Origin of the sequence: Micromonospora sp. SD12, assembly GCF_052068495.1 — a bacterium.
In the GTDB taxonomy this organism is placed as follows: Bacteria; Actinomycetota; Actinomycetes; order Mycobacteriales; family Micromonosporaceae; genus Micromonospora; species Micromonospora echinofusca.
The window spans coordinates 232871-245767 of the sequence record NZ_JBQHDF010000002.1; the positions used below are offsets into that span (position 1 = coordinate 232871).

Sequence of the window (12897 nt, forward strand, 5' to 3'; positions counted from 1 at the left end):
CTATCGGCGAACCCGGTCGAGCACCTCGTCGCGGAGGGCGGTCATCCGCTCCCGGGTCGGGGCCTCCACGTTGAGCCGCAGCAGCGGCTCGGTGTTGGAGGCGCGCAGATTGAACCACGCGCCGTCCGGGAAGCGCAGGGTCAGCCCGTCCAGTTCGTCGGCGTCGGCCTGCGGGTACGCGGCCCGCACCTCGGCCACCTTGGCGGCCTGGTCGGCCACCGTCGAGTTGATCTCGCCGGAGGCGACGTAGCGCTCGTACTCGGCGGCCAGCACGGACAGCGGCAGCGACTGCTCGCCCAGGGCGGCCAGCGTGTGCAGCGCGGCCAGCATGCCGGTGTCGGCGAACCAGAAGTCGCGGAAGTAGTAGTGGGCCGAGTGCTCGCCGCCGAAGATCGCGTTCGTGCGGGCCATCTCCGCCTTGATGAAGGAGTGCCCGACACGCGCGACGACCGGCTCGCCGCCGTGCTCACGGATGATCTCCGGCACCGCCTTGGAGGTGATCAGATTGTGGATCACCGTCGAGCCGGGGTGCTTGGCCAGCTCACGGGCCGCCACCAGGGCGGTGATCGCCGACGGCGAGACCGGCTCGCCCCGCTCGTCCACCACGAAGCAGCGGTCGGCGTCGCCGTCGAACGCCAGGCCGATCTCGGCGCCGTGCTCGATCACCGCGCGCTGGAGGTCGACCAGGTTGGCCGGGTCCAGCGGGTTGGCCTCGTGGTTGGGGAAGGTGCCGTCCAGCTCGAAGTAGAGCGGCACGATCTCCAGCGGCAGCGCCGGCAGGACGGTGTCGCCGAGCACGGCCGGAACGGTGTAGCCACCCATGCCGTTGCCCGCGTCGACGACCACCTTCAGCGGACGGATGCCGGAGAGGTCGACCAGCTGCCGCAGGTACGCCGCGTAGTCGGCCAGCAGGTCCCGGCGCTCGGCCGGCGCGGCCGACGCGTCGGCCGGGCGGGCCTCGTCCTTGTCCAGCAGGGCCTGCGCCCGCTCGCGGATCTCGGCCAGCCCGGTGTCCTGCCCGATCGGGCGGGCCCCGGAGCGGCACATCTTGATGCCGTTGTACTGCGCCGGGTTGTGGCTGGCCGTGAACATCGCGCCGGGCAGCCCCAGCGCGCCGGAGGCGTAGTAGAGCATGTCGGTCGAGGCGAGGCCCAGCTCGATGACCCCGCGACCCTCGGCGCGTACGCCAGCGGCGAAGGCGGCGGCCAGACCCGGACCGGTGGCCCGCATGTCGTGCGCGACGAGCACTTCCCCGTTCTGCTCGCCGAAGCCGTTCAGCACCTGCGCGAAGGCCGCGCCGAGGGCCTCGGCGGCGCGCTCGTCCCACTGGTCCGGCACCGTCCCACGGACGTCGTAGGCCTTCACGATCTGGGACAGATCAGACACCGGTCTCGCTCCTTGCGCCGCAGGTCGTCAACGGCCTGAGCGTATCGGAGGGGCGCCGCGCGGCCCGGCTCAGCCGGGGAGCCGGGGCATGAACACGGTGTGGTCGCCACCGCCGGCCTCCGGCGGCGGGTCGCCAGGCTTGCGTTGACCGGGCGGCGTGGAGGTCGGCGGATCACTCGGCCCGCCCTGACCGGACGGCGCGGCCGGCGGCTGGCCGTACTGCCCCGCAGCCTGTGGCTGGCCGTACTCCCCGGGTGCCGCCGGTGGGCCGTACGGTCCCGGTGCTGCCGGCTGGCCGTACTGTCCCGGTGTCGCGGGTTGACCGTACTGCGCCGGTGCCGGGGGCGCCGACCTGGGGCTGGCAGGCGGGGCCGACACGGGCGGGGAGGCTGGGGCGCCGGGCACCACCTGGGTGGCCTCCGGCGTCGGGCGGCTGCCGTACACGCCGCCCGCCGAGCGCGGCGCGGGCGTGCCGCCGTACAGGCCGGGGGCGGGGGGTTGCTGGCCGTACACCTGACCGGGCGGGCCGGGAGCCACGGTCGGGCCCTGCCCGGAGCGGTAGGTGGTGCCGCCGGGGTTGCGGGGCAGCGGGACGTGGCCCGGGTCGCCGGCCGGCTCCTTGTCCGCCCGGGAGCGGCGGAAGAGCAGGACGATGAGCAGGATCCCGACGGCGACCATCGCGATGCCGAAGAACATGACCACCGAACCGCCCGAGGACTCCTCCTCGGCGGCGTTACTGACGGAGCCGGCCCCCCGGCCGGCGACGGCGGCCAGGCTCGGGTCCTCCGCGCCGGCCCGCACCTCGGTGGCGGTCGCGCTCGGGGTCGGCGACGGCTTCTTCGAGGGCTTCGGCGTCGGCGAGGCCGACGCCCGGCCGCCGACCACGCGGGACGCCTCGGCGCCCCGGCCCAGGGCCCGCCCGAGAGCGTCGCTGGCCACGCCGCTCACGGTCAGCCGACCGGCCGGCGCCTCCGCGGCGAACGCCACCCGGTAGCGCACCGTGATGCCCTTGCCCTTGCAGAGCCTCGGGTTCAGCGGTGAGGTGGCCGACGTCGCGGCGCTGCCGCGACCCCCCGAGAGCGGCACCGGGAACCAGCGTCCGCCCACGTTGACCTGCACGCTGGCCTGGTCGGCGCGCAGGCCGGCCAGGCGCAGCCCCACGGCGGTACGCAGCAGCACGCAGCCGTCGCTGCGCTTGCGCACCTCGATCGAGACGCCTCCGGCGGAACCGCCGGCGGTGAAGCTGCCCGCCGAACGCACCCGGACCGAGTCGCCCTCGGCGAGCGCCGGCGTCGCGCCGAGCGCCACCAGGCCGCCCAGCAACGTGCAGACCGTCGCGAGCCGCGCCGCGTGCCGACGTACCGCCATGATCACCTCGCCGTTCCTCCCCCGACGGGGGTCCGCCGGTCAGGCTACTACCGGGGCCTGTCAGGGCCCGGTCATAGAGCACTCCGGATGTGCGCCGTATTACCCGGCAGGCCGGTCGAGGCACCTGACCCGGCCGAACGGTCGCCTGCTGTCGGCCTCGGGGTCAACCGGCCCCTCGACGGCAGAGAACGGCGGTCCCGCCCGGTCCGGGTCGCCAAGCCGGCGGCGGCTTCCGGCGACGAGCGCGTCCGTCCGGGTCATCGGCGCGGCGGCGGGCCTCAGGCGCCCCGGGTGGTCGCTCCGGCGGCGGCCAGTGCGTCGCGGCAGAGCCGGTCGGCCGTACGGGTGGTCTCCGGCAGCCGGTAGCGCGGCGTCAACGCCAGCACCCGCGCGGTCGCCCCGTCGAGGCTCATCCGGTGGCCGACGCTGACGAAGACCGGCTTCACGCCGTCGCGGGTACGCAGCACCCGACCCACGATCTCGTCCCCGTCGCGCAACGGCGCCCACGCCCCCCGCCGGTCGGTCGGCGGCGTCCACTCGCCGAGCAGCGGCGTCTTGCCCACCCCGATCGCCGGCAGGCCGGTCACCACGCCCAGGTGACAGGCGAGCCCGAACCGGCGCGGATGGGCCAGCCCGTGCCCGTCGCAGACCAGCAGCTCGGGCCGCACGGTCAGCCGGTCGAGCGCGTCGAGCAGCGCGGGCAACTCGCGGAAGGCGAAGAGCCCCGGGACGTACGCGAACGCGGGCCGGCCCACGCTCACCGCCGAGTCGACCACCGCGAGGGTCCGGGCGTCGAGCACGGTCACGGCCGCCGCGAGCCGGTCACCGCTCTCGGCGTACGCCACGTCCAGCCCCGCCACCGTCGCGGGCTCGGCCGGGCCGGGCCCCACCAGGTCCACCAGCGGCCGCAACCGCTCCTGTACGGCCAGCGCCTCCGCCACGCTGCCCGGCACGACCGTCCGAGGGTCCGGCGCCCCGGTCGTCCCCACCCGCACGGCTCCGGGTTCGCCCGACGTCACGACGGCCCGTCGGTACGCGACCTGTCGGCGCCCTGCCCGTCGGTACCCGGCGTCCCGGCACCCTCCGGGCTGACTCTCTGCCGCTCGGCGCCCTGCTCGTGAGCGTTCTGCCCGTCGCCGTCCTCGCTGCCGGGATCGCTGACGGCGTCCTTACTGTCGTCGTCGCTGTCGGCACTGTCCTCGTCTTCGCTGTCGTCCTGGGTGCTGCCGGCGCCCAGGGCCACGGCGAAGGCGACGCCCATGGCGATACCGATTGCCACACCGGTGGCTCCGTCGAGGGCTGCCAGGCCGATGACCAGGCCGAGCATGAGGCCGACCGGCCACGCCCAGGCGTTGGACTGCCACCTCCCCGGGCCGGACGACTTCTGCCCATTGTCTGATTCAGCCATTTCGCCATGGTATTCCGGCTCGGCAAGCCGACCTGAATCTGGCCTCTCCGCGACGGCGGGTCACCAGCCGGCTGGGAGCAGGAGACGCACCTCGGTTCATACGTGACCGCTGGTCCCGCAGCACCTGACGAGCAGGCCCACCCATCGACCGTGTCGCCGCCTGAGCAGGGATGATCGTCGGGTGGAGGAACGAGTTCGACCAGCCGAAGCGCCGGGTGAAGGCATCCCTGGAGAGGGCGGTGGCTCGGTCGACGGAGAGTCAGCCATACCAGCGCCCCGAGCCAAGGCTCGACGAGCCGCAACAGGTTTCCGCAGCGCGCCAAGCTCAGGAAGAACTGCTTCCCTCCACCCCCAATGAAGGATCGGCTGCGGGGTCACCCGCCTGTTGAAGTTGTTCTTCGAACATGACGAAGGTCTTTCTTCGAATACCTGCCACCAACGCCGACTCGTGCGGCGTGAGCGGTCGCCGTTCCAGGTCCGCCTGCTCCACGATCGCGTTCACTGTCTCGTAAAGCGCGAAGATCGGGCCGGCGCCGCGGAGGTACCTCCCTCGGTCATGTTCGGCGTACTCGATGAACTCATTGCGGGACAACTCTTCGATCTCATCGCCGCCGACAAGGAGGATCTTCCTGACGAGATCGTCGGCTCGCTCCCAGCCGCCATCAGCTTTCGAAAGCTTCCATCCAATCACATGGCCCACTTCATCAGCTACCAGCTTGACGGGAGTCTCGTAATAGCTGAAGAAGGCCGGGAGACTGCCCGGAGGTCGGTGGCTCACCGCTCTCCCCCTCCTTCCTGGTGGCGCTCCAGGGCGAGCCGAAACGCTTCCTGCTCCTTGAGAGCAAGTCCGTCCCTGATAGCCAGCTCTCTTGTCGTCAAGGGACGACCCTGCGATTCTGCCATGGCGTCAAGGTCCCTACGCACCTCGTAAAGCGCGTGCTCCCACTCTGCCACCTCATCCAACGCAAGGAGTTGCAGGCGAAGTTCAGCGATGTGATCGTTTGACATCCGCAAACTTAACAGCACATCTCGGTACCCGCTCAACTGGGGCCCAAGGAAACGATCCTTCTTAGCTACCACCTCGACGTCGGGATCCTGACCGATTCGTGAGAGTGCCTGATACAGGTCGCTCAAGCTGTCGAACTGGATCCTGGCTCCGGCGAGATCTTTTAGAGACGAAACATCGTTCCCATATTCCCTTATCTTGTCGAGTACGCGCTGATGGTCCTTGGGCTTTTCGCGCCAGCTTGCCAAGCCACGCCCGCCGGCCATTCGTACCGCCAGTTCGTTGAGTTCCAGTTGAGCCACCGACGCTTCCCTGTAGAGATTGCTGAGGTAGTCCAACCGATAGTTCTCGTCTTCCTTCCAGGAAGGGTCGAAGCCGGGCTGGTGGACCTTCCGCTTCCGAGGACTAACCGAGTCGCTGAGCACCTTCAGCTCGTCACTCAGAGATCCCTCAGGTGGCCGCACCTCTACGGTGGGCACCGCTTCGGGACCGGACTTCTCGATGTGATCCAAGACAGACCCGAGGACGTTGACCGCCTGTTGCTGACTGGCGAGGTGATGCAGTGTCACGGGACGAGCCGTCAGCGAAGTGGCCAACTCAGGCGCAGCGAGGACCATCCGCGCCAGGTCAGGTCGCTGCCCCAACTGTCGGACGAGGTTCTCGGCCAACATCGGCTCGTCCTTGGGCGGCTGCCGCCACGTCTCGTCCAGCATCCGCTGCACGCGCGGATCCGCAAACAGCCGCGCCACGTCTTCAGCGCCCGCGTCGTCAAGTTGCGGTACGAGTCGCCGGAGTGCCGAGGGGTCTACGCCGGCCGCCACCTCGGCCGGCGTCACGCCAGCGGCGAAGACCCGTTCCAGGTCGGGCTCTGCGGCCAGGATCGCGCCGACGGCAATCGGATTCCCCGCCCGTTCCGCCTGCGCGCGTTCCCGCGCCGTCCGCAGGTCCTCGGACGGTGTGTCGCTGCGTTCGGGGGCCGGTCCCGCCTCGTCGGACTGTCGTGGGAGCCCTGGTGGCATCGACCCGTCGGACGGCGCCGCGCCGGGACCATCGAGCAGGTGCATGCGGTTGAGGAAGATCTCGCCGTAGCCCTGGTCGGTGTCGACGGGTGGGTACTCCGGCAGGTCCGGTCGCTGGCTGAACCGCCCCCGCCGCAGCCCGCCCAGCGGCATCGGTCTGCCGTCCGAACCGATCACCAGGACCTCGGTGTCGACGGCGTTGTGCGGATGCGGGACGCCGTGGTGCCGGTACAGCGGCGTCGTCGAAATGGCGCCGGTCTGCGGGTCGAGGTAGAGAATGGTGCCGTTCTGGTTGAGAGCGACCCAGATGTGGGAACCGCCCTGTTCCCAGTTGTTGACGATAAAGGCGAAGCTGCCGTGGCCCCCGAGGCGGAGCTGGTCGTGGAGGTTGCGGTATCCCGTGTCGATGGCCCGCTGCCGCTCAACACCCTGGATGTCCTCGGTCGGCTGGCAGAGACGCTGGAAGCGTCCTCCGGTGATGTCCTCCACCCGCCCGATGCCGTCGCGTTCGCCGTTGATGGGGCAGGTGATGTCGCCCGCCAGGTAGGCGTCGAAGGTGCGGGGCGCGGCCACCCGGGGGCGACCGTGCATCCAGGTGTCGAACATCGACAGGGTGCAGTCGATGCAGTTGATGCCGCGGGTCGGGTCGGCCTGCGGTCCGCCGTCGTTGACCAACCCGAACCAGCCACCCACTCGTGGGTCGGCGTTGCGCTGCACGCTTCCGTCAGGTGCTCGGGGCACCTGACGCTCGATGTCGGTCTGGTGCAGGGCCAGCGGCGGACGCAGACCGCCGGGCCGACCGTAGTTCCGGGACCGGTCGATCGGCGGCGGGTAGTCGTCGCCCGTCAGCGCCGAGCGGTCGACGGTCTCCACAGCACCGTACGCCAAGTCGCCGACGTCGTCGTTGATCCGGCGGAAGTCCGCGGGATCTACGACGCCCACGACGGACGGCACGACGCCGCCGGCCAGTACGGCTTCCGCGTAGTCCAGGTACTCCCCGTACGCCCGCATCTCGTCGTTCGCCGCCCACTGCCACCGGTCAGCCTGGCGCGCCTGGCCCGTCTGGTGCAGATGGAAGGCGTGGGCGGCGAAGTCCCGCGCCCTCTGGTGATGCTCGTCCGCACGGGCCCTGAGTCGCACAGCTTCGTCAAAACGGCGCTTGTCCTCGAACCACGCCCGCTGCGACTCGTAGTAGCCGCGGTAGCGACGTCTCTCGAACGCGTCCCGGTCGAGGGCCCACTTGGCCGCGTACCACTCGGGGCTTCTGACCCGGGGGCCGGCCGAATCATGCTGACCGGCCGCTGCCGACGTGTCGCTACGGACGTGCGGATTCCGCTCGGCTGCCGGCGCATCCGGCGAAGGCAGCATCGTCGGTGGTGCCGGCGGCTGTGCCGGCACCGCTCCGGTGACTCCTCGTGCGACGGCAGGCTCGGGATTGGCGACCGACGGAACGTGGCCCGCACCGGGAACGGGGGCAACAGTTCTCGGCTCAGGGAACGAGGCGGGGGCCGGCCCGACCGTCGCGGTGCCCACGCCGGTGCTGGGCCCGTTCACCGGAGCCGCTGTCGGCGCATTCGACGGACCAACTGCACTCGCGACGTTGACGGAGGTGGCGCCGCTCGCGGCGTTTGCGGAAATGGTCGTCTGGCCCTCCACGCCGGCCGAGACACCCCCGGCGGCGCCGAGGACGGGCGTCGCCGTCGCGGCGGAGGAGAGGGTGGGGCTCAGGGCCGACTCCGGCAGCGCGGACGAGGTGGCCACGGAGTACGCGCCGGCGTGTTCGATACCGCCAGCGGTCAACGGCGCGTCGGTGTCTCCGGCGCGGGCGGCGATCGTCGTCGCGGGTTCGGTCGGCGTCGTCCGGGCCTCGCCCGACGGCGGGGCCGGTGGTGCCGTGTCGACGCCGCTCGCACCTCGCTGGTCCTCGACCGGCGCACCGGCCGATGTCCCTGGCCCGGGAGTCGGCGGCTCCACGCCTACACTCGGCACCGCAACGGACGGCCCCGCTCCGGCTGCGGGCATGGCGACAGGTGGCCCATCCGCTGCCGGCACTTCGGGAGGCGTCGGGAGCCCGCCAGCTTGCGTCGACGTCAGCGACATCCCGGCCAGGGCGCTCATCTGGCCGTTGAGCCGCGCCTGCAACGCCGCGTCGGCCTGGGCGGTGGCGGAACCCCGGACACCGGACGCGGCCGCGCGGGCGGCGTCCTCCATCGAGGTCAGCCCCTGGCCCGTGGCCAGGCTCGCGGCCTGGTCTGCCATGACCTCGCCGGCCATCTCGCGGCCGAAGTGCTCCCCGATCCGGGCTCCCCGGCCGGTGGCGTGCCGCCCGAGACCGGCCAGCGGTGCCACCGCCCCGCCGGCCATACCGCCGAGCGCCGTGGTCCCCAGCTCCGTCACGTCCAGCCCGTGCCGGCGACCCGTCGAGTTCTGGTAGGCCTGGGTGGCGAGGTTGATGCCGCTCTCCTCGGCTGCCTCGGACACGCCGCTCAGCGCCGCTCGCCGGCTGAACCCTCGCACGCCGCCCTTGGTGACCTCCTTCGCGGCCCGCTCGCCGGCCTCCTTGAGCCCCTGCTTGATCGACTTGCGGGCGAGCTGTGCCATCAGCCGTTTGAAGATCTGCTGCACGATCAGCCTGGTGGCCGTGATCGCCGCCCCGGCGGCGGGCGAGGCGGCACCCGCGGTGAGCACGGCCGCGACGGCCAGCGCCAGCAACTCGACCACCAGGATGCCCAGCTCGATCCAGACCTCGAGCTTGGCGCCCTCGATGTCGCAGCCGCACTCCTCCACCAACCGTCCCAGCTCCGTACTGACGGCCAGCAGCACCGGCAGCGGCGCCTCGTCGCCCTCCGCCACCCGCCGCCAGGCGCTGTCGAAGGCAGCGGCCACCGCCCCGACCCCGCCGTAGCCGCTGCGCACCTCCCCGGCCGCGGCCACCGCGTCGGCCCTCGGCCCCGCCAGGACGGTCGCCACCGCATACCACTGATCGGCGAGTTCCCAGACCGCCCGTTCGTTGCCCTCGGGCCACTCCACACCGATCACCCAGTCGAGGGCCTCGTAGACCCAGCCCGGCAACTGCCACGGCGAGTAGTCCAGCGGGTGCGGGATGGGGCTCGGCAACACACTCATCCGAAACTCCTCAGCGGATCAACGCTGCTGGTGCCGGTCACCGGCGCGCCCGAGCCGACCGGCACTCGCCGCGTCCGTCCGCAGGTTGGCGTCCACCGACCGGACCACGTCGGCACCGAGGCCCTCCACGTGCCGGCCGATTCCCTCCCACGTGCGCAGGACCAGTTCCTCGAAGCCGCGATATTTCTGCTCGAAGGCGGCCCCGATGTCGTCCTTGCCCCACGGCGACCGACCGCTCGCTGCCGCGATGGCACCGCCTGCCTCGCGGCGACGTGCCGTGATCGCCTCGCCGGACAACGAGAGGTCGACGCCCCCACGCCGAGCGCGCTGCGGGTCGAGCCAGAGCTGACCCTCCATCACTCGCTCCGGCGCAGCACGGCGTCGGCGCGGCCCAGCAGCGAACCGAAGTCACCCGTACGCAGGAAGTCCGTCGCCCCGGAGCCGGCGGGCAGGTAACCGGCCACGAGTTCCTGGGTGGCGGCGACCGCCGCGGCGCCGGCCCGGTGGACGGTGGCGGTGATCTTGCGGCCCAACGCCTTCGCGTCACGGTCGTTGAAGACGGACGGGTGCAGCTCCACCGAGATCACCTCGCCCCGGGCCCCGGCGGTGGCGGTCACCTGGCCGTCCTCGGAGCGCTCGGTCACCCGCAACTCGGCGAGCCGAACCTGTAGCTCGTCCAGGCCGGACCTGAGCCGCTGATAGTCCCCGTACACCTCGTCGAACCGCGCCCGCAGCGCACGATTGGCGTCCCGGTCCACACTCTCGGCCAACGCCACCCTCCCCCGGTTACCGTCGGTAGGGCGAACCATACCGGCCGCCACGAATCCGTGGGGTCCGGTACTTTCAAGCCGTGATCGATCGCCAACAGGCCGAGCAACTCGCCGCCGTGTGGGCCCGCCGCGAGTCACAGCGCCTGGGACACGAATGCCACCACAGCGTCGACGAGTTCGACCTCGGCTACATCATCACTTCCACCGTGCCCATCGAGGCCAGGACGGTTCCCGGCGACCTGCCGACCACGGTGGTGGACAAGCTCACCGGCGAGGTGACCACCTGGCCCCGCGTGCCCGCCGACACCGTCGCGCAGATGTACCGCCGGAGTCGGCCGGCAGGCTCGCCTGTGCCTCGCACGGTCGATCCGGCAAGCCAACTGCTCCGCGAGATCCGCCGCCTGCCGACGCCCAACACGGCGGCGCACCTGACACTCGAAGGACGATTGTTCCGCGCGCACGGCGCCAAGGGCGACGTCACGCTCAACCACCACCCACTCGTACGCTCCTACCTGGACGGACTCCCCCCCGGGCACCTCGTACGCGGCGGCGAACGGCACGCCGAACTCATCGTCGTCTCCGACGTCCTGCACCACTACGACCACCACCGCGCCGCCGAAGGCATCGCCCCCCTCGGCATGGCCGACGCGAAGGACATCCTCCATACCGCCCGGTTCGAGGTCTATCGCGTACGCGAGCCGGGCGATCCGAACGGCGGCCTCGCCGACCGCCCATGCGACTCGTGCGTCGACATGCTCGTGGACTTCAACGTGCTGCCCTGGTCCGACCGGGCGTTCACGATGCCGTGGCAGCCCGACCCACAGCCGGACCCCGCCCCGGGCCGCTTCCACCCGGAGGTCGCCCAGGCGCTCGTCGCGGCCGGCTGGCGCCCGCACTTCGGCGACGAGATCGTCGCCCTGTCCGCCATCAGGGACGTCGGGGCCGTCAGGGGTGAGACGTCCGCGCATGTCGACTTTCCCGCAGTCCTGGCGACACTCACCGCCTTCCCGAGCCTGGTAGGTGCCCGGCGCGGGCCGGGCGAGCAGGTCTGGATCTCGCGCTTCGACATCCGTCCGCGACAGGTCGCCCACACCGCCGACACGCTCGCGGACTTCGCCGCCGTGCTCGGCGTACGGCTCTTCCCCATCGGCACCGAGCGGCAGGAGAGCATCTTCGTCGTGGACCAGCGGGGTCGGATCTTCGCGTTGGACCAGGCCGGCGAGTGGTTCCTCGGCGAGGACATCGACGCCGCGCTGACCACCCTGCTGCTCGGCCGGGCGCCGGCCCGCGTACGCGACGACGGCACCTGGTGAGCGGGCGGCGCCGGGCGAGCGGCTACAGCGACAGGCCGGTCAGCACCATCACCCGGGGCTCCGTGTAGTCGTCCATGGCGCTGCGCAGGCCCTCGCGCCCGACGCCGCTGCCCTTCACCCCGCCGTACGGCATCTGGTCGGCCCGGTACGACGGCACGTCGCCGACGATCACCCCGCCCACCTCCAGCGTGCGGTGCGCCGCGAAGGCAGTGTCGAGGCGGTGGGTGAAGACGCCCGCCTGCAACCCGTACGCCGAGTCGTTGACGGCGGCGAACGCGGCCTGGTCGTGCGCGACGCGGGCGACCACCAGCACCGGCCCGAAGACCTCCTCGGTACGGACCTTGGCGTCCGCCGGTACGCCCGAGAGCACGGTCGGCGGGTAGGTCGTGCCCTCGCGCCGGCCGCCCGTCTCGATGGCGGCGCCGGCGGTGACCGCCTCGTCCACCCACGCCTCGACCCGCGCGGCGGCGTCGGCGGAGATCAGCGGCCCGACGTCGGTGAGCGGGTCGGACGGGTCGCCGACGCGCAGTTCCCGCACCGCCGCGACGAGCCGGGGCAGGAACGCGTCGTAGAGCCATTCGTGCACGTAGACGCGCTGCACGGCGATGCACGACTGGCCGGCCTGGTAGTTGGAGAACGTCGCGATGCGGTGCGCGGCGAACGTCAGGTCCTCGTCGGTGTTCCAGTCCTCGCAGATCACGGCGGCGGCGTTGCCGCCCAGCTCCAGGGTGACGTGCTTCTCGGGCACGCGGCGGCGGATCGCCGCGCCGACCGGCCCGGAGCCGGTGAACGAGACCACCGGCAGCCGGGGGTCGACGACCAGCTCGGCGGCGCGCTCGTTGGGCAGCGGCAGGACCGAGAACATCCCCGCCGGCAGGTCGGTCCCGGCGAGCAGCTCGCCCAGCAGCAGCGCCGACAGCGGGGTGGCGGGGGCGGGCTTGACGACGATCGGTGCGCCGACGGCGATGGCCGGGGCGACCTTGTGCGCGACGAGGTTCAGCGGGAAGTTGAACGGCGTGATGCCGAGCACCGGCCCTTTCGGCACCCGCCGGACCAGGGCGATCCGCCCGGTGGCGGCGGGGTCGGTGTCGAGGCGTTGCAGCTCGCCGGAGAATCGCCGGGCCTCCTCGGCGGCCCAGCGGAAGGTGGAGACGGCGCGGCCGACCTCGGCGCGGGCCCACTTCAGCGGCTTGCCGTTCTCGGCGGTGATGAGCCGCGCGAACTCCTCGGCCCGTTCGGCGAGGCGCCGGGAGACGTGGTCCAGGGCCGCCGCGCGGGCGTGCGCGGGCAGGGCCGCGGCCTCCGCGGCCACCCCGGCGGCTGCCGCGACGGCCGCTTCGACCTGGTCGGCGGTGGCGAGGGTGGTACGACCGACGACGCGCCCGTCGTACGGGTGGTGGACGGTCAGCTCGCCCTCGCCGTGGGCGGGGCGGGAGGCGACCTGGAACGCGACGGAGTCCACACGCAGCAGCGTAGACCCTCCGCAGGGAGCTGATCCGCA

Annotated in this window: 10 protein-coding genes; 1 reads left to right on the top strand and 9 read right to left on the bottom strand. The window is 72.0% G+C overall.

Going from position 1 to position 12897, the window contains the following annotated elements:
• The 8 genes from ACTMS2_RS04870 to ACTMS2_RS04905 form a co-directional block, all read right to left on the bottom strand.
• Positions 1 to 1386, bottom strand: a complete 1386-nt coding sequence (locus tag ACTMS2_RS04870) for a phosphomannomutase/phosphoglucomutase (protein ID WP_441174301.1) — start codon at positions 1384 to 1386, stop codon at positions 1 to 3.
• Between the two features lie 69 nt (positions 1387 to 1455).
• Positions 1456 to 2754 carry a hypothetical protein gene (locus ACTMS2_RS04875; protein ID WP_441174648.1) on the bottom strand — a complete coding sequence of 433 codons (1299 nt, stop codon included), beginning with the start codon at positions 2752 to 2754 and terminating at the stop codon, positions 1456 to 1458.
• 278 nt (positions 2755 to 3032) lie between these two features.
• Entirely contained in the window at positions 3033 to 3707 is a 675-nt protein-coding gene (gene nfi / locus ACTMS2_RS04880; RefSeq protein WP_441174302.1) for a deoxyribonuclease V, read from the bottom strand.
• 62 nt (positions 3708 to 3769) lie between these two features.
• Positions 3770 to 4162 carry a hypothetical protein gene (locus ACTMS2_RS04885; protein WP_441174303.1) on the bottom strand — a complete coding sequence of 131 codons (393 nt, stop codon included), beginning with the start codon at positions 4160 to 4162 and terminating at the stop codon, positions 3770 to 3772.
• Between the two features lie 325 nt (positions 4163 to 4487).
• Positions 4488 to 4940 (bottom strand): hypothetical protein, encoded by a 453-nt coding sequence (locus ACTMS2_RS04890; protein ID WP_441174304.1) that lies wholly within the window; start codon positions 4938 to 4940, stop codon positions 4488 to 4490.
• Entirely contained in the window at positions 4937 to 9313 is a 4377-nt protein-coding gene (locus ACTMS2_RS04895; RefSeq protein WP_441174305.1) for a toxin glutamine deamidase domain-containing protein, read from the bottom strand. Before ACTMS2_RS04895 ends, ACTMS2_RS04890 begins: the two co-directional genes overlap by 4 nt.
• Positions 9314 to 9331: 18 nt before the next feature.
• Positions 9332 to 9670: a hypothetical protein gene (locus tag ACTMS2_RS04900; RefSeq protein ID WP_441174306.1), complete on the bottom strand. Its 339-nt coding sequence runs from the start codon at positions 9668 to 9670 to the stop codon at positions 9332 to 9334.
• The gene (locus ACTMS2_RS04905) at positions 9670 to 10089 is read right to left on the bottom strand and encodes a YbaB/EbfC family nucleoid-associated protein (protein WP_231925779.1); all 420 of its coding nucleotides are present in this window, start codon (positions 10087 to 10089) and stop codon (positions 9670 to 9672) included. The genes ACTMS2_RS04900 and ACTMS2_RS04905 overlap by 1 nt, the downstream gene beginning before the upstream one ends.
• A gap of 74 nt (positions 10090 to 10163) precedes the next feature.
• Here ACTMS2_RS04905 and ACTMS2_RS04910 point away from each other — a divergent pair, with 74 nt between their 5' ends.
• Entirely contained in the window at positions 10164 to 11396 is a 1233-nt protein-coding gene (locus tag ACTMS2_RS04910; protein WP_441174307.1) for an SUKH-3 domain-containing protein, read from the top strand.
• A gap of 22 nt (positions 11397 to 11418) precedes the next feature.
• On the opposite strand, the gene ACTMS2_RS04915 is transcribed toward ACTMS2_RS04910, so the two are convergent.
• Positions 11419 to 12858, bottom strand: a complete 1440-nt coding sequence (locus tag ACTMS2_RS04915; RefSeq protein WP_441174308.1) for an aldehyde dehydrogenase family protein — start codon at positions 12856 to 12858, stop codon at positions 11419 to 11421.
• Between the last annotated feature and the right edge of the window lie 39 nt (positions 12859 to 12897).